The sequence below is a fragment of the Streptomyces sp. CRCS-T-1 genome, from assembly GCF_024442335.1.
In the GTDB taxonomy this organism is placed as follows: Bacteria; Actinomycetota; Actinomycetes; order Streptomycetales; family Streptomycetaceae; genus Streptomyces; species Streptomyces koelreuteriae.
This window is the reverse complement of the sequence record NZ_CP101651.1, coordinates 3,176,806-3,199,597: the sequence shown is the minus strand read 5'-3', so window position 1 is coordinate 3,199,597 and position 22,792 is coordinate 3,176,806. Positions and strand designations below refer to the sequence as shown.

At 69.9% G+C, this 22,792-nt stretch carries 22 protein-coding genes; 15 read left to right on the top strand and 7 right to left on the bottom strand.

Annotated features, from left to right (window positions below; all coding sequences use genetic code 11):
• Positions 1 to 135: 135 nt before the first annotated feature.
• Complete coding sequence (gene rplQ / locus NNW99_RS14110; protein WP_215119426.1) at positions 136 to 636, top strand: 50S ribosomal protein L17; 501 nt, start codon at positions 136 to 138, stop codon at positions 634 to 636.
• Positions 637 to 716: 80 nt separating this feature from the next.
• Positions 717 to 1,571 (top strand): tRNA pseudouridine(38-40) synthase TruA, encoded by an 855-nt coding sequence (truA, locus tag NNW99_RS14105; RefSeq protein ID WP_215119424.1) that lies wholly within the window; start codon positions 717 to 719, stop codon positions 1,569 to 1,571.
• Positions 1,572 to 1,586: 15 nt separating this feature from the next.
• Here the strand turns inward: truA and NNW99_RS14100 are convergent, their stop codons facing one another.
• A complete protein-coding gene (locus tag NNW99_RS14100) occupies positions 1,587 to 2,402 on the bottom strand; it encodes a hypothetical protein (RefSeq protein WP_370869198.1) in 816 nt (271 codons plus the stop codon).
• A 230-nt stretch (positions 2,403 to 2,632) separates the two neighbouring features.
• On the opposite strand from NNW99_RS14100, the gene NNW99_RS14095 reads away from it, so the two are divergent.
• The 5 genes from NNW99_RS14095 to NNW99_RS14075 all read left to right on the top strand — a co-directional run bounded on the left by NNW99_RS14095 (position 2,633) and on the right by NNW99_RS14075 (position 9,418).
• The gene (locus tag NNW99_RS14095) at positions 2,633 to 3,775 is read left to right on the top strand and encodes a CapA family protein (protein WP_251057788.1); all 1,143 of its coding nucleotides are present in this window, start codon (positions 2,633 to 2,635) and stop codon (positions 3,773 to 3,775) included.
• A gap of 205 nt (positions 3,776 to 3,980) precedes the next feature.
• Positions 3,981 to 6,227, top strand: a complete 2,247-nt coding sequence (locus NNW99_RS14090; protein WP_215124272.1) for a HAMP domain-containing protein — start codon at positions 3,981 to 3,983, stop codon at positions 6,225 to 6,227.
• 7 nt (positions 6,228 to 6,234) lie between these two features.
• On the top strand, positions 6,235 to 7,722 hold the full coding sequence (gene pgsB, locus NNW99_RS14085; protein WP_251057787.1) for a poly-gamma-glutamate synthase PgsB: 1,488 nt from the start codon (positions 6,235 to 6,237) through the stop codon (positions 7,720 to 7,722).
• Between the two features lie 87 nt (positions 7,723 to 7,809).
• On the top strand, positions 7,810 to 8,292 hold the full coding sequence (locus NNW99_RS14080; RefSeq protein WP_215119418.1) for a poly-gamma-glutamate biosynthesis protein PgsC/CapC: 483 nt from the start codon (positions 7,810 to 7,812) through the stop codon (positions 8,290 to 8,292).
• A gap of 40 nt (positions 8,293 to 8,332) precedes the next feature.
• Entirely contained in the window at positions 8,333 to 9,418 is a 1,086-nt protein-coding gene (locus tag NNW99_RS14075; RefSeq protein WP_215119414.1) for an NlpC/P60 family protein, read from the top strand.
• Between the two features lie 22 nt (positions 9,419 to 9,440).
• Here NNW99_RS14075 and NNW99_RS14070 read toward each other — a convergent pair whose 3' ends face one another.
• Entirely contained in the window at positions 9,441 to 10,313 is an 873-nt protein-coding gene (locus NNW99_RS14070) for a hypothetical protein (protein ID WP_215119413.1), read from the bottom strand.
• Between the two features lie 74 nt (positions 10,314 to 10,387).
• Between NNW99_RS14070 and NNW99_RS14065 the strand changes: the two genes are divergently transcribed.
• The 4 genes from NNW99_RS14065 to glmM all read left to right on the top strand — a co-directional run bounded on the left by NNW99_RS14065 (position 10,388) and on the right by glmM (position 13,485).
• Positions 10,388 to 10,735, top strand: coding sequence for a hypothetical protein (locus NNW99_RS14065; protein ID WP_215119411.1), 348 nt, complete (start codon positions 10,388 to 10,390; stop codon positions 10,733 to 10,735).
• Between the two features lie 214 nt (positions 10,736 to 10,949).
• Positions 10,950 to 11,393, top strand: a complete 444-nt coding sequence (gene rplM / locus NNW99_RS14060; RefSeq protein WP_215119410.1) for a 50S ribosomal protein L13 — start codon at positions 10,950 to 10,952, stop codon at positions 11,391 to 11,393.
• Between the two features lie 44 nt (positions 11,394 to 11,437).
• On the top strand, positions 11,438 to 11,950 hold the full coding sequence (rpsI, locus tag NNW99_RS14055; protein ID WP_184591418.1) for a 30S ribosomal protein S9: 513 nt from the start codon (positions 11,438 to 11,440) through the stop codon (positions 11,948 to 11,950).
• A 176-nt stretch (positions 11,951 to 12,126) separates the two neighbouring features.
• Positions 12,127 to 13,485, top strand: coding sequence for a phosphoglucosamine mutase (gene glmM / locus NNW99_RS14050; protein ID WP_215119408.1), 1,359 nt, complete (start codon positions 12,127 to 12,129; stop codon positions 13,483 to 13,485).
• A 91-nt stretch (positions 13,486 to 13,576) separates the two neighbouring features.
• On the opposite strand, the gene NNW99_RS14045 is transcribed toward glmM, so the two are convergent.
• Together NNW99_RS14045 and coaA are read right to left on the bottom strand one after the other, a co-directional pair.
• Positions 13,577 to 14,500, bottom strand: a complete 924-nt coding sequence (locus tag NNW99_RS14045; protein WP_215119407.1) for a DUF389 domain-containing protein — start codon at positions 14,498 to 14,500, stop codon at positions 13,577 to 13,579.
• 31 nt (positions 14,501 to 14,531) lie between these two features.
• Complete coding sequence (gene coaA, locus NNW99_RS14040; RefSeq protein WP_215124271.1) at positions 14,532 to 15,500, bottom strand: type I pantothenate kinase; 969 nt, start codon at positions 15,498 to 15,500, stop codon at positions 14,532 to 14,534.
• A 201-nt stretch (positions 15,501 to 15,701) separates the two neighbouring features.
• Between coaA and NNW99_RS14035 the strand changes: the two genes are divergently transcribed.
• The 3 genes from NNW99_RS14035 (at position 15,702) to glmS (ending at position 19,531) form a co-directional block, all read left to right on the top strand.
• Complete coding sequence (locus NNW99_RS14035) at positions 15,702 to 16,712, top strand: ATP-binding cassette domain-containing protein (RefSeq protein WP_215119406.1); 1,011 nt, start codon at positions 15,702 to 15,704, stop codon at positions 16,710 to 16,712.
• Positions 16,709 to 17,518 carry an ABC transporter permease gene (locus NNW99_RS14030; RefSeq protein ID WP_215119405.1) on the top strand — a complete coding sequence of 270 codons (810 nt, stop codon included), beginning with the start codon at positions 16,709 to 16,711 and terminating at the stop codon, positions 17,516 to 17,518. The genes NNW99_RS14035 and NNW99_RS14030 overlap by 4 nt, the downstream gene beginning before the upstream one ends.
• A 165-nt stretch (positions 17,519 to 17,683) precedes the next feature.
• Positions 17,684 to 19,531: a glutamine--fructose-6-phosphate transaminase (isomerizing) gene (glmS, locus tag NNW99_RS14025; protein ID WP_215119404.1), complete on the top strand. Its 1,848-nt coding sequence runs from the start codon at positions 17,684 to 17,686 to the stop codon at positions 19,529 to 19,531.
• Positions 19,532 to 19,664: 133 nt separating this feature from the next.
• Here glmS and NNW99_RS14020 read toward each other — a convergent pair whose 3' ends face one another.
• On the bottom strand, positions 19,665 to 20,021 hold the full coding sequence (locus tag NNW99_RS14020) for a hypothetical protein (RefSeq protein WP_215119403.1): 357 nt from the start codon (positions 20,019 to 20,021) through the stop codon (positions 19,665 to 19,667).
• Positions 20,022 to 20,183: 162 nt separating this feature from the next.
• On the bottom strand, positions 20,184 to 20,849 hold the full coding sequence (locus NNW99_RS14015; RefSeq protein ID WP_251057786.1) for an ankyrin repeat domain-containing protein: 666 nt from the start codon (positions 20,847 to 20,849) through the stop codon (positions 20,184 to 20,186).
• A 58-nt stretch (positions 20,850 to 20,907) separates the two neighbouring features.
• On the opposite strand from NNW99_RS14015, the gene NNW99_RS14010 reads away from it, so the two are divergent.
• The gene (locus tag NNW99_RS14010) at positions 20,908 to 21,279 is read left to right on the top strand and encodes a holo-ACP synthase (RefSeq protein WP_215119400.1); all 372 of its coding nucleotides are present in this window, start codon (positions 20,908 to 20,910) and stop codon (positions 21,277 to 21,279) included.
• Between the two features lie 158 nt (positions 21,280 to 21,437).
• On the opposite strand, the gene NNW99_RS14005 is transcribed toward NNW99_RS14010, so the two are convergent.
• A complete protein-coding gene (locus NNW99_RS14005; protein WP_215124623.1) occupies positions 21,438 to 22,625 on the bottom strand; it encodes a hypothetical protein in 1,188 nt (395 codons plus the stop codon).
• Positions 22,626 to 22,792 lie beyond the last annotated feature (167 nt).

Here is a 22,792-nt window from a genome sequence, read left to right as displayed (position 1 = left end):
GTCGTGGCTGGTCGCGCAGTTCCCCGCGCCCCTTCCAGGCCCCTTCGGGGGCCTGGATCTCCGACAGGTAACCGCCTGCTCGGATACTGACCCCGGTACCTGATACGGCCGGGGCAGACACCTAGGAGAAACACCATGCCGAAGCCCACCAAGGGTGCCCGTATGGGCGGCAGCGCCGCGCACGAGAAGCTCCTCCTCGCGAACCTTGCGAAGGCGCTGTTCGAGCACGGTCGCATCACCACCACCGAGGCGAAGGCCCGCAAGCTGCGGCCGTACGCCGAGCGTCTGGTCACCAAGGCGAAGAAGGGCGACCTTCACAATCGCCGTCAGGTGCTCCAGGTCATCACGGACAAGAGCATCGTCCACACGCTCTTCACCGAGATCGGCCCGCGCTACGAGAACCGTCCGGGTGGCTACACCCGCATCACCAAGATCGGTAACCGCCGTGGCGACAACGCGCCCATGGCTGTCATCGAGCTGGTCGAGGCGCTGACGGTGGCGCAGGAGGCGACCGGCGAGGCCGAGGCCGCGACCAAGCGTGCGGTCAAGGAAGACGCCCTCAAGAAGGACGAGGCCGTCGAGGCCAAGTCCGACGAGGCCGCCGAGGCTCCCGCCGAGGAGTCGAAGGACGCGTAAGCGTTCTGCCGTAAGGCGTTGGCGGGTCCGTTCCTCTTTGAGGAGCGGGCCCGCCTTTGTGGTGCTGAGAGGATCTGTGCGTGAGTGATGAAGCAGCTGCCGGGTTCGTTCGTGTCCGGCTCGACCTGGCGTACGACGGGAGCGAGTTCTCCGGGTGGGCCAAGCAGGCCGGGGGACGGCGGACCGTGCAGGGGGAGATCGAGGACGCGCTGCGGACCGTGACGCGGTCGCGGGAGACCTACGAGCTGACCGTGGCGGGGCGTACCGATGCCGGGGTGCATGCCCGGGGACAGGTCGCGCACGTCGATCTGCCGCGTGAGGTCTGGGCCGAGCACCATCAGAAGCTGCTGAAGCGGCTCGCCGGGCGGCTGCCGCGGGATGTGCGGGTCTGGGCCCTCAGGGAGGCGCCCAGCGGCTTCAACGCGCGGTTCTCGGCCGTGTGGCGGCGGTACGCCTACCGGGTCACCGACAACCCCGGCGGGGTCGACCCGCTGCTGCGCGGCCATGTGCTGTGGCACGACTGGCCCCTGGACGTCGACGCCATGAACGAGGCCGCGCGCCGGCTGCTCGGGGAGCACGACTTCGCCGCCTACTGCAAGAAGCGGGAGGGCGCGACGACGATCCGTACGCTCCAGGAGCTGAGTCTCGTGCGGGGCGAGGACGGGATCATCACCGCGACCGTGCGGGCCGACGCCTTCTGCCACAACATGGTGCGCTCGCTCATCGGGGCGCTGCTGTTCGTGGGCGACGGGCACCGGCCGCCGGACTGGCCGGGGAAGGTGCTGGCGGCCGGTGTGCGGGACTCGGCCGTGCACGTCGTACGGCCGCACGGGCTGACCCTGGAGGAGGTCGGCTACCCGGCCGACGAACTGCTCGCCGCGCGCAACAAGGAGGCGCGGAACAAGCGGTCGCTGCCGTCGGCGGGGTGCTGCTGAGGCTTGTGCCGTTGCTCACCGGCGGGCGGAGTTCCAGGTCGTGACCAGCCCTGAGAGAGCCGTTGCGGCGGCGTCGGCGTCGGTCCCGTCGCCGCGTGCCTCGGGGGAGAGCTCCACGTGGAGGAACGTGGCGTGGTGGCGCTCAGCGGCCTTGCCCTGGACGTTCGTGGTGCCTTCCAGGGGGCAGCGGGCCGACCAGCCCCGGCAGACCCGCAGACCGTCTGCCTCCATGCCGTCGGCCAGGGCGGCGGCCTCGGTGAGGGTGCTCCGTGCGGCTCCGGTGGAGAGGACGGCCTCGTAGGGGCGGTCCGAGTCCTTGGCGAAGCCGTGCAGCTGCACGCCCGGGACGTCGCGTTTCTGGAACTCCACGACGATGGCGTGGAAGACGCTGTCCGCCCGGTGGGCGACGTCGGCGGCGTCGCCCCGGCTCGCCTCGCGGTGCGCGCCGGCCAGGACCAGCGAGCCGCCGGGGTTGTCCTCCAGGAGCCGCACGCCGAGGCGTTCGGTGTCCCGGTCGGAGACCGGGTGCGGTACCTGGGCGTTCCAGCGGATGTCGGAGTCGGCGGTCAGGTAGAGGCGCCCCCAGCGTTCGGCCCGGCCCGGGCGGGCGGCGGCGATCTCGTCGTATCTGCGGCCGGACTCGGTGTCGGTGAGGCGGGTGAGCTTGAGGCCGAGCGGGGCGAGCAGTTGTCCGGCCTGTGTGGCCTCGCCGTCCAGGAGGTGGCCGACGCTTTCGGCGACGCGCTCGCGCTGGGTGTCGTCCGGTGGGGCGTAGACGGCGTCGGGTTCCAGTTCGGCCGTGTACGTGAGGATCCTGCTACGGAGGTCCACCAACTGCCGGGCATACGGAGTGGAATCGTCCGTTGACCGGTCTGGTGGCGACTGACAGCCGAACAAGGCTAGGACGAGTCCGATTTGGACCACAATACGAGTCAAGTGTGACTGTCTTGTGACGGTAACGTCCGTGGTGCTTGTGTGCTTCATGTGAATATGATGCGGTGACACTTCGTAATCCTCTCCGGATCGCTCGCGCGGCAAGCGCTTTACTGGCCACCGTTGCCGTGACGACCGCGTGCACCTCCGCGGCATCCGCACCGCAGGTGAAGCCGGGCGGCCGTTCGTTCACCGTCGCCGCCGCGGGTGACGTGCTGATCCACCCCGAGCTGGTCGACCAGGCCGCCAAGGATGCCAAGAAGACCGGTGGGGGAGAGGCCGGGCTGGACTTCGAGCCGCTGCTCGCCGGGGTGAAGCCGGTCATCAGCAAGGCCGATCTGGCCATCTGCCACATGGAGACGCCCGTCGGAAAGCCGCGGGGTCCCTTCGAGGGATACCCGGAGTTCCTCGTGCCGCCGCAGATTCTGACGTCCCTCAAGGGCGTGGGTTACGACACCTGCTCGACGGCCTCCAACCACACGTACGACCATGGCATCGGGGCCGTGCGGCGCACCTTGAACGCGATGGACAAGGCCGGCCTCGGGCACGCCGGCTCCGCTCGCACGCCCGCGGAAGCAGAAAAGATCAACATCCGTGACGTCAACGGCGTCAAGGTCGCCCACCTCTCGTTCTCCTGGATGTCGTTCCTGAATCCGACGCCGGAGAAGGAGAAGTGGGCGTTCAACCAGATCGGCACGGACGCGATCAAGGACGCCGAGGCCCGGGCTCGTGAGAAGGGTGCCGAGGTGGTCATCCTCTCGGTCCACTGGGGGCTGGAGCACTACAACGAACCGAGTGCCCCCCAGCTCCAGCTGGCGGAGCGGCTCACCACGGAGACCGGGGTCGACCTGGTGATCGGGCACCACGCCCATGTGGTGCAGCCGATCCAGAAGGTGAACGGCACCTGGGTCGCCTACAGCCTGGGCAACCAGGTCGCCCGTCACTCCTCGCCCACCGGGCTCACCGAGGAGGGCGCGATCGGCTGGTTCGAGTTCCGTGAGACGACCGACGGCTGGGACGTCTCCGCCCGCTACGCCACGACGCTCGTGGACATCCCGCCCGAGGTGGAGGCCGGTGAGAAGCCGCCCGCCGGCGCGGTCGAGGACCACCGGTTGGTGGACGTACGGCGGGCACTTGACGAGCCGGGCGACCTCTCCGAAGAGCGGCTCGCCCGCTACCGGCTGGCGGCCGACCGCACGCGTGGCTTCCTGTACAACCGCGGGGCGCCGGGCGGCGACGGGCTGAAGGAGCTCGCGCTGGGGCGTGACTAGCGCCACAGCGCACAGGGGGCGAGCGACACAACCTCGGCCCTCCCCAACAGTCTTGTAAACGGCGGTCCGTCGCCTCTCCCCCCGGGAGCGGTGTTCTGCGCGGCCGTCCTTCACCCAGAGAGGCCGGAGGAGACCACCGGTGACACCCACCCGCGCCGCGCGCCCCGTGAAGGGAGGACGGCGGCGCAGCCGGAGACGCGCTGACATGCCGCTGCTGGGCGGCGTTCGTCCCCCGATCGCGCTGCTGTGCGTGCTGGTGCTCGCTCTCGCTGGCCTCACCGCCCAGGTGCTCGGCCCCGCCGGCGAGCAGGCCGTACCGCAGGCGGTGCTCTCCTCGCAGCAGCACTTCGCTCAGGACGGCGCCATCGCTCTGCGTGCCTCGATCGACGAGCGGGTCACCGACCTGAACCGCACCGCCGCCGCGCTGAACGCGGGGTCACCGGTGAAGCCCGAGCGCGTCCTGTCCGACCTGGGGAAGACCTACCAGAAGTGGACCGGCACCACGGTCCTGGAGCTGGAGAGCGGCAAGGTGCTGGCCGCCAGGGGTGAAACGATTCCCCTCGGGTGGCTGGACAAGGACGCCCTCACCGGGGACACGGCTTTCAAGCCCCGCATGGTGCGACTGGAGACCGGTGACGTACGCCTGATGACCATGGCGGTCCTCGACGTGGAGGACCGGCCGCAGCAGCTGCTGATCGCCTCCAACAGCCTGTCCGTGCCCGCCATCAACCTGGGCCAGTTCCGTTCCATGGCGGTCGTCGCCACCGGCGGGGAGATCCTCGCCACGGCCGGCTTCGAGCAGTCCGAGGCGCTCAACTCCGACCAGGAGCGCAAGGAGCTGGGCTTCCTCCAGAAGCAGATGAGCGGGCTGTCCGCCCAAGCGGCACGGGAGACCGAGCAAGACCCGGTCAGCGCCAGGGAGCCGGGCTCCCGCGGCTACCCCGGTGTCAGCGGGACCCTGGTCGGCGGGAGCTACAACGGCCGTGTCGCCACGGCCGGTTACGCCTCCCTCTCCTCCGCCGACCCGGAGGAGAAGAAGAGCGTCGGCGCGGGTCTCGGGCTCACCGTCGTCGCCCTGCTGCCCGTGGTCCAGCAACAGGGCGCCGCTCCGGGCCGGGAGCTGTACGGACTGCTGGCGGCCGGAGCCCTGGTGGTGCTCGGACTGCTCGCAGCGGCGGTGCTGTGGGCGACCGTGCAGCGGCCGTTGCTGCGGCTGTTCCTGGAGTCCCGCCGGCTGGCCCGGGGCGACCTGACCCGCCCGGTGGACGTGCCCCGCTGGGGTGAGGCCGCGCGCATCGGCTCCGCCCTCGAGAGGCTGCGCGCGCAGCTGGGCGGCCCGGCCGGTGATCCCGGTGGGCGCCAGCGTGTCAAGGGGCGGTTCGGGGTGCGCGGGCCGCTCGCGCTGACCGCCGTACTGCTGTTGCTGTGGTGTGTGCCCGTCGGCCTCCTGCTGAACCGCACCGACGACTCCGTCAGCATCCCGGCGAGCATGGTCGCGGACCAGCGTGACCGTACCGACCTGGTCGCCGACCGGGTGCGCCGGGCGCTCAACGAGGCGCAGGCGGACCTGGTGTCCACGTCCCGGCTGATCGACCCGGACGACGCCGGCGCCGGCCGCGCACTGCTCGAGGAGACCCTGCGCGAGCACACCCGCTACCAGGCGCTGTACCTCCTCGACGAGGACGGCGAGGTCGTCGCCCGCGCGGGCGGGGAGCCGCGCGCTGGTTTCGCCGACGCGGACGAGCTGCCGCTGGTCCGGGTGGCCGGCAAGGGCGGGAAGAAACCGGTCGTCCAGGCCGGGGCGCCCCTGCCGGGCGACAAGGGCATGACCCTGGTCGGCGAGGTCCGGGTCGAGTTCCTCAACTCGCTGCTGAAGCGGCCCGGGCTCGGCGAGGTCCGCGTGGTGGATTCCAAGGCGGAGACCATCGCGGCCAGCGACGGCTTCCTGGCCTTCGAGGAACTGCCGCGCGACGCGCTCACCGACCTCGTCCGGGCCGGCGGCGTCCACGTCGGCGCCGGTCCTGTCGAGAACGGCCTGCTGATCCGCGAAGGAGGCGGGACCACGGTCGCCGCGGCCGCCCCGTTCTCCGGCGGGGGCGTGGCGGCCGACATCGGCTGGACCGTGGTCAGCTGGCAGAACGCCAAGGACTTCCAGATCACCCCGTACCAGCGCGAGGACCGCAGCGTCCTGGCCGGACTGCTCGGCCTGGCCCTGATCGTCGTCTGCCTCGGCTGGGTGCACCTGGTCGTGGCCCGGCCGATGCGGGCTCTGGCGGCCGGCGCGGAGAAGCTGGCCGACGGCGACCTCAAGTCCGTGCTGTACCCCCGCTACCAGGACGAGGTCGGCGCCGTCGTACGCAGCCTCGAACTGCTGCGCCAGCAACTCCAGGCCCGTAAACAGACCCAGGCACGCCGGCTCGCGGAGCCGCAGGCCGGCGTTCGGGGAAGGTGACCCAGCCGTGCTCTATCTGTACTTCGTCCTGCTCACCGGCAGTGTGCTGCTGCTGGTGGCGGGCATCGTGGAACAGCGCCGGCACTACGCCAGCCTGCACAGCATCCCCTCGCGCGTGCTCGTGAACGGCATCCGCGGCAAGTCCTCCATCACCCGGCTGTGTGCCGGGGCGCTGCGCGGCGGCGATCTGGTCACCGTGGCGAAGACCACGGGTACGGCGGCCCGGTTCATCCACCCGGACGCCACCGAGGAGCCGGTCTACCGCAAGTTCGGCATCGCCAACGTGGTGGAGCAGATCGGCATCGTGCGCCGGGCCGCCACCTACCGGCCCGACGCCCTCGTCATCGAGTGCATGGCCGTCATGCCGGCCCTGCAGGAGGTGAACCAGAGCAAGCTGATCCGCTCCACGATCGGCGTGCTGTGCAACGTCCGCGAGGACCACCTCGCCGAGATGGGCCCCACCCTCGACGACGTGGCGCGGTCGCTGTGCCGCTCCATGCCGGAGGACGGCATCTGCGTCACCGCCGAGAAGGAACGCTTCCACATCCTCCAGGAGGAGGCCGACGCCCGTAACTGCCAGCTCGTCTACGCCGACCCGGAGACCGTCACCGACGAGGAGCTGCGCGGCTTCAGCTGGTTCACCTTCAAGGAGAACGTCGCGATCGCCCTCGTCGTGGCCGAACTGCTCGGCGTGGAACGGCAGGTCGCCCTGCAGGGCATGTACGACGCCCCGCCGGACCCCGGCGTTCTGTCCGTCGAGCGCTACACGGCGCCCGAGGGCAAGCGGCTCGCCTTCGCCAACGTCTTCGCGGCCAACGACCCCGAGTCGACACTGATGAACATCAACCAGCTGCTCGACCTCGGAGCCATCCACCGGCCGCTGAACGTCGTGATCAACTGCCGGCCCGACCGCGTGGAGCGCAACGGGCAGATGGGCGAGATCATCCCCGACCTCCAGCCGGACCACGTCTTCGTCATCGGGCACCCCGCCAAGAGCGCGATCGACGCCATCCCCGCCGAGTGGCGTGACCGCGCGGTCGACCTCGGAGGAGAACGGCGGTCGGCCGAGGAGTTCATGCCCGCCCTGCTGGAGCGCCTGTCCGCCGACTCCTCCCTGGTCGCCATCGGCAACATCCACGGCCAGGGCGAGGAACTGCTGGAGTACCTGGCCGAACTCCCGGCGGACGAGTCCGCCACCGCCGACGCCGCGCCGCCCTCGGCCACGGCCGTGCCGGCCCAGCCGGCGCGCCTGGACCCCTACGCCTCGTACCCCATGGCCTACGAGGAGCGCTACCAGGCCTCCCAGACCCAGGAGATCCCGGTGGTCCGCATCCCCGCCCAGCCGTCGGGGCCGTACGCCGACACCGGGTACCCCGGCCGAGCCCACTACCAGCAGGGGCCGTACGCCGCCGAGGCCCAGCAGGCATGGCAGTACGCCGACGAGCCCTACGGGTACGTCCCGACCGACGACGGGGGACAGCCTCCCCGTTCCTGACGTCCACGGGCGGGGCGAGCGCCTCGCGCAGGACCGCCGATCGCCCCGTACCGAACCCGCACCCGTACCCGTGCCCGGAGACCTTCGTTGACCACCGCCGCCCTGACCCCCGAGATGGCCGCCCTCGGCATCGCCATCGGCCTGTTCTTCTCGTTGCTGTGCTACCTGACCACCAACCTGTCGCCCGGCGGCATGATCACGCCCGGCTGGCTCGCCCTGACCCTCATCGAGGACCTCCAGCGGGCGGCCATGGTGGTCGGCGTCACCGCCCTCACCTACGCGGGCACCAAGGTCATGCAGCGGCTGGTGATCCTCTACGGCAAGCGGCTGTTCGCCGCGGTGGTCCTGCTGGGCGTGCTGCTCCAGGCCACCGTGATGATCGTGCTCTCGATGGAGTTCCCGCTGCTGTACGGCAACCAGACCCTCGGCTTCATCGTGCCCGGACTGATCGCGTACCAGATGGTCCGCCAGCCCAAGGGGGCGACGCTGCTGGCAACCGGCACCGTCTCGCTCATGGCCTACATCGTCGTCGCCGCCGGACTGCTGCTCGGCATCATGCCCACCGTCTGAGAACCGGCGTCCCGGCGACCGACAACCCAGGGGAGAACACATGGCAGGAAAGAAGAAATCGCGGCCGGTCCTCTCCGGCCTCGTGGTGCTGGCGCTCGTCGCGACGTCCGGCTACCTCACCGTGGAGCTGCGCAAGCAGGAGGACAAGGGCGTCCCGGAGATCACGAACGTCGGCGTGCTGGACGGCTCGGACCGGGCAGGCGGCGCGGCGAAGACCCGTGACAAGGGCGGGGAGAGCTGGTCCCGGCTGGAGAACCCCGCCCGCTCCGTGCTGCGCGGAGCCGACGGCCAGGTCAAGGCGGTGTTCACCGACGGGGCGCGCACCGCGACCCTGACCGGACCGGCCCGCACCTTCGCCGAGCCCTCGTCGACGAGTTCCAAGGTCTCCTCGACGGACTGGGTCCGCCTCATGCCCGAGTCCTGGAAGAAGGGCGCGGACCAGCAGAAGTGGTTCAAGGACTGGTACGCGGAGTACGAGTCCAGCAAGGAGGACGACCTCCTGGCCATCGCCTTCCAGTACGTCGCGGGCGCCAAACAGAAGAAGGACCAACAGGGCACCGTCTACGCCGGTGACGCCAACTTCGGGCCCCTCAACACGAGCGGGGCGGAGGGCGGCGACCTGCGCCTGGAGCAGTCCGACTTCTACGACTACCTCGGCGTCCCGTACCCCTTCCGGGACGGCGTGATCGGGCAGCCGGAGACCGCGCGCGCCCGGTCGATCGACTGCTCGGGATACATGCGGATGATGTTCGGCTACCGCGCCCGCTATCCGCTCATGTCCTCGGACGACTCGGGCGACGGCCTGCCGCGCACCGCCAACGGTATGGCCCGCTCCAAGCAGGGTGCCGACGTCCTGCCGCTCACCGGCGTCTCGCCGAAGGACCGGCCCACCGGCATCGACCAGCTCCAGCCCGGGGACCTCGTCTTCTTCAAGCTCGACACCCGGACGAAGCAGCGCCTGGACCACGTCGGCATGGTGCTCGGCTACGACACCGAGGGCCACCTGCTCTTCGTCTCCAGCCGCGAGGAGGTCAACGGACCGACCATCGGCGATGTCGGCGGGGTGTCCCGGCTGGACGGCAACGGCTACTACGCCAAGACGCTGCGCAGCGCCAAGAGGCTGTGACCGGGCGCGCGGCGGCGGCCCGTCACTCGTTGGCCGCGGCCGATGCCTGGGCCTCGCCGCGGCGGCGGATCTGGTTGAACGTGAACCGGGCCAGGTCGTCGCCGGTCCTGAAGACCGCCGTGTCCTTGGGCGTCACGTCCTTGCCGTTGGTGAAGCCGGCGTTGGTGAAGTAGGCGTAGCGGCCGTAGGCGTTGCCGGTGGTGCGGCAGAACCCGGACTCGCAGAAGCCCTTCACGCCGCCGCCGGAGAGCGACTTGATGAAGCTCTTCTTGTCGGTCTGGCTCTTGGCCTTGACCGCCTGGGCCTCGGTGTCGAAGATCGCCACGCCGACCGTCACGGCGATGCCGTCCTTGGAGTAGGTGACTCGTATCAGGCGCGTGCAGTCGTTCGCGGTGAGCGCCTTGGGGAGGGTGCCGCCGGCCGCCGAGCCGCAGCTCTTCGTGTCGGCCGTGGGGCCCTTCTTGTAGACCGTCTCGCCGATGGTCAGCTGGGTGCCGGGGAAGAGGGTGTCCGGGCCGAGCGGGGCCTTGTCCTTCTTCGCGCTGGCGACGAAGTCCTTCGGGTCCAGCGGGGGCGGGGCGCTGGTCGGGGCGAACGACGGGGCCGAGGGCGAGCCGCTCGGGATGTCCGCCGAGGGCAGGGAGGCCGGGTTGTTCGCCTGGTTGTCGCCGCCCGCCGAGACCACCGCCACGGCGACGGCGGCGCCGATCGCGACGGTGGCGAGCGCGCCGCCGCCGACCATCAGCAGCCGGCGTCGTTTGTTACGCGACTCCGATGCCTCGGCCAGCGCGGCCCAGTCCGGAGACTGGCCACCGCCCCCGCTGTTCCAGGGCTGCTGCGACTGCGGTTTCCAGGGATCCCACTGGGACTGGGGTCCCCCCTGCCCATAGCTCATGGGGCGCATCTTAGACGGGACATGGGGTGTGCTGGTCCGCCTGGATCGGCCTCGCAGCCCCTAGCGTTCCTCCCATGCGGACGGGCAAAGGCGACATCTCCGGGTGGTTGGGGCGACTCGTGAGCGGGAGCCTGTGGGTGGGTTCCGTGCGGGTGGGGGCGCGGGTGCTGGTGGCCGTGGCGGTGCTGGCGTGCCTGGTGTCGTGGCCGTCGGTCTGGGTGCCCGCCGGGTTCGCGGTGCTGCGGGCCTGCCGTCGTCCGCGCGGTGGGGGATCCGTGCTGCGGTGGGGCGTCGCGGTGGCCGGCGATGTGCTGCTGTCGTCGGTGTTTCCGTATGTGCGGCCGGTCCGGCGCAGGGCCCTGCGGAGAGCTGTCACGCTGTGTGCGGGGCTGTGCGTCTGCGTGTTCGATCGTCGACGGTGATCCCGCGTTTTGACCCTTGTGGTGTGCCCCGGTATTCTGCTTGTTCGTTGTGTATTGGCTTGCTCATTCTCACGGGACGGGCCCTTACACCGGTCCGCCGGGCCGATGACCAGCGACCAGCACGCGGTTTGCGTCACCGCAGTGCGGTCAAGGCTGTCGTGATCGTTTCGGTGACCTGTTCAGGACCATTCACTCGAAGCGAAGGCTACGAACCGTGCGTACGTACAGCCCCAAGCCCGGCGATGTGACGCGCCAGTGGCACGTCATCGACGCCCAGGACATTGTCCTGGGTCGTCTCGCCACCACCGCAGCGACCCTCCTCCGGGGCAAGCACAAGCCGATCTACGCCCCCCACGTCGACGCTGGTGACTTCGTCATCATCATCAACGCGGACAAGGTGCACCTGTCCGGCAACAAGCGGACCCAGAAGATGGCGTACCGCCACTCCGGTTACCCGGGTGGTCTGCGTTCCGTCCGTTACGACGAGCTGCTGGACAAGAACCCCGAGAAGGCCGTCGAGAAGGCCGTCAAGGGCATGCTCCCCAAGAACTCCCTGGGCCGTCAGATGCTCTCGAAGCTGAAGGTCTACAAGGGTGACCAGCACCCGCACGGCGCGCAGCAGCCGCAGCCGTACGAGATCACCCAGGTCGCGCAGTAAGTCCGGCCACACCCCCTAAGACTGAACAGAATCTGAGGAGCATCGTGGCCGAGACCACTGCCGAGCAGCCGCTCGAAGAAGTCGACATCGACAGCTACACCACCGAGTCCGAGGTTCCGGTGGAGGGTGAGTACACCTCCGAGTCCCTCGCCTCGCGTTTCGGTGAGCCCCAGCCGGCCGCCGGCCTGGGCCGTCGCAAGAACGCCATCGCCCGTGTCCGGATCGTCCCGGGCACCGGCAAGTGGAAGATCAACGGTCGCACCCTCGAGGACTACTTCCCGAACAAGGTGCACCAGCAGGAAGTCAACGAGCCCTTCAAGGTGCTCGAGCTCGACGACCGCTACGACGTCGTCGCCCGCATCTCCGGCGGCGGTGTCTCCGGTCAGGCCGGTGCGCTCCGTCTCGGTGTCGCCCGTGCGCTGAACGAGGCGGACGTCGACAACAACCGCGGCCCGCTGAAGAAGGCCGGCTTCCTCAAGCGCGACGACCGTGCGGTCGAGCGCAAGAAGGCCGGTCTCAAGAAGGCCCGCAAGGCCCCGCAGTACAGCAAGCGCTAATCGCGTCCGCTGTCTTTGCAACGATCGCCCCGGCGGCACGAATGGTGCCGCCGGGGCGGTTCGTTTACACAACCCCTACCGGCCCCGGACAGTCTCAGGGATGTACTTCAGGGATGTACTAGGGAAGTACTTGGGGATGTGAGCCGCACTCTCACAGCAATTCGGAGGACACCACAGTGGGACGACTCTTCGGCACTGACGGCGTGCGCGGTGTCGCCAACGCGGATCTGACGGCGGAGATGGCCCTGGGCCTCTCCGTGGCCGCGGCGCACGTGCTGGCCGAGGCGGGCACCTTCGAGGGGCACCGCCCGACCGCGGTCGTCGGGCGTGACCCGCGCGCGTCCGGGGAGTTCCTGGAAGCCGCCGTGGTCGCGGGCCTCGCCAGCGCCGGTGTGGACGTCCTGCGGGTCGGCGTGCTGCCGACCCCGGCGGTGGCGTACCTGACCGGAGAGCTCGGCGCCGACCTCGGTGTGATGCTCTCCGCGAGCCACAACGCCATGCCCGACAACGGCATCAAGTTCTTCGCCCGCGGCGGGCACAAGCTCGCCGACGAGCTGGAGGACCGGATCGAGTCCGTCTACGAGGAGCACCGCACCGGCGCCCCGTGGGAGCGGCCGACCGGGGCCGGAGTGGGCCGCGTCCAGGAATACGGCGAGGGCTTCGACCGGTACGTCGAGCATCTGCTGGGCGCCCTGCCGAACCGCATCGACGGGCTGAAGGTCGTCCTCGACGAGGCGCACGGCGCCGCCGCCCGGGTCTCGCCGGCGGCGTTCCAGCGGGCCGGTGCCGAGGTCGTCACGATCGGGGCCGAGCCGGACGGGCTCAACATCAACGACGGGTGCGGCTCCACGCACCTGGACAAGATCAAGGCCGCCGTCGTCGAGCACGGGGCCGACCTCGGCATCGCGCACGACGGTGACGCCGACCGGTGCCTCGCCGTGGACCACACCGGTGCGGAGGTGGACGGCGACCAGATCCTGGCCGTGCTCGCGCTGGCGATGCGGGAGCGCTCCGCGCTGCGGTCCGAGACGGTGGTCGCCACGGTGATGTCCAACCTCGGGTTCAAACTGGCCATGGAGCGCGAGGGCATCCGGCTGGTGCAGACCGCGGTCGGTGACCGGTATGTGCTGGAGGAGATGAAGGAGCACGGGTTCGCCCTCGGGGGCGAGCAGTCCGGGCACGTGATCATCCTCGACCACGCGACGACCGGGGACGGGACGCTGACGGGGCTGCTGCTGGCGGCTCGGGTCGCCGGGAGCGGGCGTTCGCTGCGGGAGCTGGCGGGTGTCATGGAGCGGCTGCCGCAGGTGCTCATCAATGTGCCGGATGTCGATCGGACGCGGGTCGGGTCTTCCGCGGAGTTGTCGGCGGCGGTTGCCGATGCGGAGGCCGAGCTCGGGGCTACCGGGCGGGTTCTGCTGCGGCCGTCCGGGACCGAGCCGTTGGTGCGTGTGATGGTGGAGGCTGCTGATATCGAGCAGGCTCGGGCTGTTGCGGGGCGGCTGGCTGATGCGGTGAAGTCAGCGCTGGGGTAGTTGGGTTTTGCGGTTCGGGGTGGGGGCTGCTGTTGTGGGCGGGCTGCGGCTGCGTCGTGGCTTGTCGCGCAGTTCCCCGCGCCCCTGACACCTACTGGCGTTGCTTGGACCAGAAGTATCGCTGGGTCAGCAGTGTTGCCGTGCCGGCGACGATGATGCCCAGGAGGTTCAGCAGGAGTTGCTGGGTGGAGCCCCAGGTCTGGGTGGTGTCGCCGTAGCTGAGGGCCACCGCGGCGTTCGCCGCGGCCGGGACCGTCGTTACGGAGATGGCCACGCCCACCAGGGCTCCGGACTTCGCCGAGGTCAGGGAGAGGGTGCCGGCGATGCCGGCCAGGACCGCCACGACGAAGGAGAACCAGTCGGGGGCGTAGATGAAGCCCGTGTTCGGGCGGTCGGCTTCCAGTTGGGCCTCGGTGAACAGACCGACGGCGTTCATGAAGAGGCTGAAGGCGACCGTCGCCGCCATCGCCACCGCGAAGCCCACCAGCAGGGCGATCAGGGAGCGCAGGGCCAGGCGGGATCTGCGGCGGACGATCGCGGTGCAGATGCCGGCGAGGGGGCCGAACTCCGGGCCCACCGCCATGGCTCCCACGATCAGGATCGCGTTGTCCAGGACCACACCACAGGCCGCGATCATCGTGGCCAGCGTGATGAAGGCCAGGTAGGTGACGGAGAGCGTCGACTCCTCGTGCGTCGCGTCGCTCAGGTGCTCCCACAGGACCGCGTCCGCGCCCTCGCCGGGTGCGTCGGCCTCGGCCTTCTCGGCCCGCTCGGACAGGGACAGGTCGATGGTCTCGACGGCGATGGAACCGGTGGTGTCGATGCCCAGTTCCCGCAGGCCGGTGAGGAGTTCGTCGCCCGCCTCGCGTGCCACGTCGCACATGACGACGTCCCCGGAGGGGTTGCGGGCGGCGTCCGGCAGCACGACCAGGTGGGTGGTGCCGACCGTCTTCTCGATCAGCAGCACCACTTCGTCGGTCTTCTCGGACGGCGTGATCAGGCGCAGGTGGAGCATGACGACTATCCAACCGCCTTTTCCCCGCGCGTCACAGCTTGCGCAGGCTGAGCCGCTGCACCTTGTGGTCGGGGCCCTTGCGTACGACGAGGGTGGCCCGGCCGCGGGTGGGGGCGATGTTCTCGACCAGGTTGGGCCGGTTGATCGTGCGCCACATCGTCTGCGCGTAGTCGAGGGCCTCCTCCTCCGAGACCTGGGTGTACTTGCGGAAGTACGAGGAGGGGTTCTGGAAGGCGGTCGCGCGCAGCTTGCGGAAGCGGTTGAGGTACCAGCGCTCGACGTCCTCGACGCGGGCGTCGACGTACACGCTGAAGTCGAAGTAGTCGGCGAGACCGACCCGGGTGCGGCCGTCCTTGCCGGGCAGGGCGGGCTGGAGGACGTTCAGGCCCTCGACGATCAGGATGTCGGGGCGGCGGACCGTGAGCTTCTGGTCCGGGACGATGTCGTAGATGAGGTGGGAGTAGACCGGGGCCGTGACCTCGTCCTTGCCGGCCTTGATGTCGGCGACGAAGCGGGTCAGGGCGCGGCGGTCGTAGGACTCGGGGAAGCCCTTCCGTGACATCAGGCCGCGGGCCTGGAGGTCCTTGGTGGGCAGCAGGAAGCCGTCGGTGGTGACCAGCTCGACGCGCGGGTGCTCCGGCCAGCGGGAGAGCAGGGCCTGGAGGAGACGGGCGACGGTGGACTTGCCGACCGCGACCGAGCCGGCGACTCCTATGACGAACGGGGTGCCGGACTGGGAGCCCTGTTCGCCCAGGAACGTGTTCAGCGCTCCTCTGAGGCCGTCGGTGGCGCCGACGTAGAGATTGAGGAGTCTGGACAGCGGGAGGTAGATGTCCCGCACCTCGTCGAGGTCGATGACATCGCCGAGACCGCGCAGCTTCTCGACCTCCTCGGCCGTCAGTGGCAGCGGCGTCTTGTCACGCAGCGCGCTCCACTCGGCTCGGGTGAGGTCGACGTAGGGAGTCGCCTCCGGCCGCTGCCGGTGGGCGCTCCGGGGCATCGAGGAGACCGGAGAGATCACAGTCCATTGTTACGGGCGTACGAACGGACTGTGAGGTGGGATCCGTCACGCGAGGTGTTCGCCCCTGTTTGGCCTTGCTTGTGCTGAGAAAATTCGACACAGGCGGAATGTCAGTGGCGTGCGTCACAGTTGTGGGAGGAGTGGGCCCGGTCCGGGGTCCGCGGACGCCTGGGGGTACCCATGACGTATGCGATAGAGGCGGAAGGCCTGGTCAAACGGTTCAAGGAGACCGAGGCGCTGGCCGGCGTCGACCTGGCGGCCCGCAAGGGAACGGTGCTCGGGCTGCTGGGGCCCAACGGCGCGGGGAAGACGACCGCGGTGCGGATCTTCGCCACGCTGCTGCGCCCGGACGGGGGCAGGGCACGGGTGGCCGGCCACGATGTGGTCCGGGAGGCCGGGCTCGTACGCTCCCTGACCGGGCTGACCGGGCAGTACGCGGCGGTGGACGAGAACCTGACCGGTACGGAGAACCTGCTGCTCATCGGCCGGCTGCTGGGTCTGTCGAGGCGGGAGGCGAAGGCGCGGGCGGGTGAGCTGCTGGAGCGGTTCCAGCTCACGCACGCGGCCGGGCGGGCGGCGAAGACCTTCTCCGGCGGTATGCGCCGGCGGCTGGACCTCGCGGCCAGTCTGGTGGGGCGGCCCAGCATCCTCTTCCTGGACGAGCCGACCACGGGTCTCGACCCCCACAGCCGCGGTGAGCTGTGGGATCTGCTGCGCGGCCTGGTCGCGGACGGGGCGACCGCCCTGCTGACCACGCAGTATCTGAACGAGGCCGATGTGCTCGCCGACGACATCGTGGTGATCGACAAGGGGCGGGTGATCGCCGAGGGCACGCCGGACCGGCTGAAGGCGCAGGTCGGGGGGCAGGTGCTGGAGCTGCGGCCGATCGCGGGGCAGGACCTCGCGCGGGCGCACGCGCTGGTGGCCGGGGCCGCCGGGCCGGAGGCGCGGATCGAGGGCGAGATGGTCACGGCGCCGGTGAAGGATCCCGAGCTGATGCCGGCCGTGGTGCGTGCGCTGGACCGGGAGGGGATCGCAGTGGGGGAGCTGGCGCTGCGGCGCTCCTCGCTCGACGAGGTCTTTCTCGCGCTGACCGGGCATCGTGCGGAGCCGGGTGAGGAAGAGAAGGAGGACGACGCCGCCGCCGTCCGGGACGACGACGAGCTGGAGAAGGCGGTGAGCCGGTCATGACCGCCACCGCGCTTGCCCCGCCGGTCACCGCGTCGGGGCGGGTGCCGCCCCTCGCCGGGCTGCGGCAGACCTTCACGATGGCCTGGCGGAGTCTGGTCGCCGTCAAGCACAACCCGCTCGAACTGGTCGACTACAGCATTACGCCGATCATGTTCGTGTTCCTCTTCACCTTTGTGCTGGGCGGGCAGATGGCCGGGTCGCCCGAGGCGTATCTGAAGTACGCGCTGCCCGGGATCATCGTGCAGAACACCCTGTTCATGACGATGTACACGGCGATGGCCCTCAACACCGACCTCACGAAGGGTGTCTTCGACCGGCTGCGCAGTCTGCCGATCGCGCGTTCCGCGCCGCTGATCGGGCGGATCACCGCGGACCTCGCCAAGCATGTCTGGGCGCTGGTGCTGATGATCGGCCTCGGGCTGGCGCTCGGCTTCCGCATCACCGGCGGCTTCGGCGGGTTCCTGCTCGGCACGCTGCTGGTGGTCGTGTTCGCGGCGGCCGTGTCGTGGTGCGCCGTGCTGATCGGGATGCTGGCGGGCGACGCGGAGAAGGTACAGGCGTTCGCCTTCACCCTCATCTTCCCGATCACCTTCACCAGCAGCGCGTTCGTCATCGTCGACACCATGCCGGGGTGGCTCCAGGCATGGAGCGACGTCAATCCGGTCACGCATCTGTCGGACGCGTTCCGGGGGCTGCTGCTGGGTGGGGCGGTGGCGGAGCCGGTGATGTGGTCGTTGGTGTGGGCCGCGGGGATCGCGGTGGTGTTCTATCCGTTGGCCATGCGGGCTTATCGGGCGAAGGTGTGAGGGGGTGAGGCCTGCGTCTGCCGCCCGCTGGTCTTCCTGCCAGGTGGATCGAAGCGAGGGCGGTTGCGAAAGTCGTCGTTGTGGAGCCTGTATCGGCCTGAGAATTTCCGATTTCGGGCACACAGAAGGGCTTTCCTGGCGCTTTCGGGTCGTAGGCTGCGCTCCATGTGCGGAATCGTGGGATACGTGGGGCCGCAGTCGGCGCTTGACGTGGTGATGGCCGGGCTGAAGCGGCTGGAGTACCGGGGATACGACTCGGCGGGTGTCGCCGTGCTGGCGGACGGGGGGCTGGCGGCGGCGAAGAAGGCCGGGAAGCTGCTCAATCTGGAGAAGGAACTGGACGGGCGGCCGCTGCCGACCGGGGCGACGGGCATCGGGCATACCCGGTGGGCCACGCACGGTGGGCCGACGGACACCAACGCCCACCCGCATCTGGACAACGCGGGCCGGGTCGCCGTCGTGCACAACGGCATCATCGAGAACTTCGCCCTGCTGCGGGCCGAGTTGGAGGAGCGGGGTCACGCGCTGGGCTCCGAGACGGACACCGAGGTCGTCGCGCATCTGCTCGCCGAGGAGTTCTCTTCGTGCGCGGATCTGGCCGAGGCGATGCGGCTGGTGTGCCGGCGGCTGGAGGGCGCGTTCACGCTGGTCGCGGTGCATGCCGACGAGCCGGACGTGGTGGTGGGCGCGCGGCGGAACTCGCCGCTGGTGGTGGGCGTCGGAGAGGGCGAGGCCTTTCTCGCCTCGGACGTCGCCGCGTTCATCGCCCACACGCGGTCGGCGATCGAGCTGGGACAGGACCAGGTCGTGGAGCTGCGCCGGGACGGCGTGACGGTGACCGGGTTCGACGGACTGCCTGCCGACGTCCGCTCGTACCACGTCGACTGGGACGCGTCGGCCGCGGAAAAGGGGGGCTATGACTACTTCATGCTCAAGGAGATCGCCGAGCAGCCCAAGGCGGTCGCCGATACGCTGCTGGGCCGGATCGACGGCTCGGGGTCGCTGACCCTGGACGAGGTGCGGATCCCCCAGGGGGTGCTGAGGGAGATCGACAAGGTCGTCATCGTCGCGTGCGGTACGGCCTTCCACGCCGGGATGATCGCCAAGTACGCCATCGAGCACTGGACGCGCATCCCGTGCGAAGTGGAGCTGGCCAGTGAATTCCGGTACCGGGACCCGATCCTCGACGCGCAGACCCTGGTCATCGCCATCTCGCAGTCCGGCGAGACCATGGACACGCTCATGGCGCTGCGCCATGCCCGCGAGCAGGGCGCCAAGGTCCTGGCGATCTGCAACACCAACGGCTCGACGATCCCGCGCGAGTCCGACGCGGTGCTGTACACGCACGCCGGGCCGGAGGTCGCGGTCGCGTCCACCAAGGCGTTCCTGACGCAGTTGGTGGCCTGCTATCTGGTCGCCCTGTATCTGGGGCAGGTGCGGGGCACCAAGTGGGGAGACGAGATTCGGGCCGTGATCCGGGACCTGTCCTCGATCGCCGGTGCGGTGGAGCAGGTCCTCGGGACGATGGAGCCGGTGCGGGAGCTGGCCCGTTCGCTCGCCGCCAAGAACACGGTGCTGTTCCTGGGGCGCCATGTCGGGTATCCCGTGGCCCTCGAAGGCGCGCTGAAGCTGAAGGAACTGGCGTACATGCACGCCGAGGGGTTCGCCGCGGGGGAGCTGAAGCACGGGCCGATCGCCTTGATCGAGGAGGATCTGCCGGTGGTCGTGGTGGTGCCTTCGCCCCGGGGGCGGTCCGTGCTCTACGACAAGATCGTCTCCAACATCCAGGAGATCCGGGCGCGGGGTGCGCGGACGATCGTGATCGCGGAGGAGGGGGACGAGGAGGTCGTGCCGTACGCCGATCACCTGATCCGGATTCCCGTCACGCCGACCTTGCTGCAGCCGCTCGTCGCGACGGTGCCGCTCCAGGTGTTCGCCTGTGAGCTGGCGACGGCCCGGGGGAACGAGGTGGACCAGCCTCGGAACCTGGCCAAGTCGGTGACGGTGGAGTGATGGGGTGGGGGCGAAGGGGTTGAGTTCCCTTTCGCCCCCATCTTGGCCGGCCGGTGAGCCGGTGAGCCGGTGAGCGGGTTAGCCCGTTAAGCGGGTATGCCGGTGGGCCGGTCAGGCCGTCGGGTGCTCAGGCTCAGATGGGGAGGCAGGTCGCCGGCACCCAGCCTTCCTTGCCGGTGCTGTTGGGGCCGCCGAAGTACCACTTGTTGCTCGTCTTGCCACAGGCCGTGTAGCTGCCACCCTTGGTGGGCCCGCGGTCGCCGAAGCAGACCCCGCCCTTCTGGCCCTTGCCCCAGGTGCCGAGAGCCGTGGCGCTCGTCTTGGGCGAGCTGCGGAGGTTGACGGTTTCCTTGGGCTTCACGTTGGTCAGCGCGCTGCTGCAGTCCGGCGTCACCGCGGCGGCGGTACCGGCGGTGGCGACGGTGCCGGTCAGAGCCGTGGCTATGAGGGCCGCAGTGGTCAGTGCGGTGCCCAGAGACTTCGACATCATGGTCTGTGTTCTCCCGTTAGGCGCGATGCGTTTGCTCATCGCGATCATCGCGAACTGTACAAGGGGGAGGGGGAGTTCAGGCCTTGGGGTGCCCACTGGGAGTTCGGTGCGGAGGGCTTCCAGGAAGCGGGAGAAGGTTGCTGCCGGGAAGGTGAACGGCCCTCAGTTCGGGAGGCTCCAAGGTGCCGGTGGCCTGGGGCTGTACGGGAGCTTGGTCCAGCCGTCGGGGGTCACTTGGTAGAAGTCCCCGTCGTCGCCGTCCATCCGGGACCTGCCGTTCACGTGCACGGTGTCCATGTGGAGGCGGTAGTGGAAGCCACCCAGCATGCCGACCACCGGGAAAAAGATCCGCACGTCCAGACCCTCCGTCAGGGGTGACAGCGGTGGCAGCAGGTGCTCGACGTTGTCGAAGCAGCTGCTGGTGCGCTCTCGCAGCATCGCGTGGAAGTGGTCCTCCAGTACGTCGGAGGGGGTGGGGAGCCGGCGTACCGCGACCGGCTCCAGGAGCTCCAGCAGATGGGTGTGACCCCGCTCCCGCGCGATGTCCACGGGGAGACGTCCGTCCCGGGAGCGGTGTGTGCGCCAGGCGCCGTGGGCGAGCAGGCGGGAGACGACGGCGATGGTGGCGCCGTGCCAGGCGGCCTGATGCAGTGGGGCGAATCCGCTGTGGCTACCGGGCCGGGCGAGATTGACGTACCTGGGGTTCTCCTCCAGCTCCCCGAACAGGCCGCCCCAGTCGGCGTCCCGGGCCAGGTCCGAGAAGCGGTCGCGAGCCTTGAGGTACCAGTCGCCGTAGCGGTCGCGGTCGGTGAGGCCGTCCCATTCCATGTTGATCATGCTAGTCACTGCGAGGAATACGCCGTGGTGTCGCCGTAGGGTGCTGCGTATGAGCATCATCGGGGTCGGGATCGACGTCGCCGAGATCGAGCGGTTCGCCGCGTCGCTGGAGCGGACGCCCGCGATGGCCGAGAGGCTGTTCGTGGAGGGGGAGTTGTTGCTGCCCAGTGGGGAGCGGCGGGGGGTCGCCTCGCTGGCTGCGCGGTTCGCAGCCAAGGAGGCGTTGGCCAAGGCGCTCGGGGCTCCCGCCGGGCTGCTCTGGACCGACGCGGAGGTGTATGTGGAGGACAGCGGGCAGCCCCGGCTGCGGGTGAGCGGGAGTGTGGCCGCGCGGGCCGCCGAACTCGGGGTGCGGTCCTGGCATGTGTCGCTCAGCCATGACGCGGGGGTGGCCTCGGCCGTGGTGATCGCGGAGGGGTGAACCCGGGAGGCAAACAGGCCGGCGGTCGTGCCGGTCCGCTTCCCGGCTGGGACATGGCGTGTTCACCGTGTCGCTGGGATGCGGGAGCCTAGGGAGGGCGGGGTGAGGGCGGGGTGCGTGCCCCCGCCTGGTGGGCGGGGGCCCGGGTGGGTGACGGTTCAGCAGATCGACTGGCTGCTGTTCACCCGTGTGATGTTGCGGAACGTCGTGTTCTCGCCGCAGGGGCTTTCCCTGATGGCCGAGTTGGTGACCGTCAGGTTCTGGACGGTGATGTCCTTGTTGTTCGGGAACTCCGAGCGGGCGGCCAGGCGCAGTTCGCCGCCGCCTGTGATCGTGCCGCTCTGGGCCGCCAGATTGACGTTGTAGCAGTTCTCGATCAGGACCGAGTTGTTGCCGGTGTTGGAGAGCGTCACCTTGTTGATCGTCGCCCCGCCGCTCTCCGAGACGCAGAACACGCCGCGTCCGCCGCCGCGTGCGATGACCTCGCCGACGCGGATGTTGGTGGGGTAGCCGCTGCCGACCCGGCCGTTGCGGTTGGCCATGCGGAAGGCGGCGTAGCCCGTGCCGGTGCCGGCGTTCTCGGCGTCGACCTTCGTGACGTTGGCGTTGATCGTCTGGTTGAGCAGCAGGCCGGACTCGCCCACGTTGCGGGCGGTGACCGTGCCGACGGTGAGGCCGTCGACGCCGTAGGTCTCGACCGCGTGGCTGGACGCGCCGGAGACGTAGACGTTGTCGATGCGGACGTTGCGCGTCCACTGGCTGGTGTCGCCGCGGTTGTCGATCCGGACGCCCAGGCCGCGGGAGAGGCGCATGTCGATCTGGCCCAGCACCACGTTCTGGACGTTGCGCAGGAAGATGCCGTAGAGCGGGGTGCCGGTCAGCTTGAGGTTTTGCACCTCGATGTCGCGGGTGCCGCGGGAGTAGACCGGCGCCTGGTCGCCCGAGCCGCTGCCCGTGACGTCGATCGTGCCGCAGACGTCGAGGACGGTGTAGCTGGGGAGCGAGATGCGGGAACCCGCCGGGATCGAGCCCGAGCCGCGGACCACGACCCGCTCCTTCGAAGTCCGGCCCGAGGTGAGGCTGTTGACGGCGGCCTGGACGGCGGCGCGCAGGTCGGTGCCCGTGTAGACCGTGCTGCCGCCGCGCCGGGCGGTCCAGTTGGCGCCGTTCTGCACGGCCTCGGCCTGGAAGGAGCCGTCTCCACAGGCCGCCGCTCGCGCGGGGGCGGCGGCCGAGGTGGTGGCGGCCGAGGTGGTGGCGGCGGTGGCGGGGGCGGTCAGGGTGCCGGCGGCGGTGAGGAGGGCGGTGGCACCGGCGGCTGCGAGGAAGGCGGATCTGCGTCCCATGGGGGCCTCGGTTTCGTCGGACGTGGGGGGTGTGCAAGCGAGTGTGCAAGCGCTTTCTGCATCCTGCGGCCGGTGAGTCTGGCAAAGGGCATGCACAGCGTCAATGGGTGGGGCAGGGCGCCGAGTTGGGGGAGACGTGGCACGGCTCGCGTCGCGCGAGACCGTGC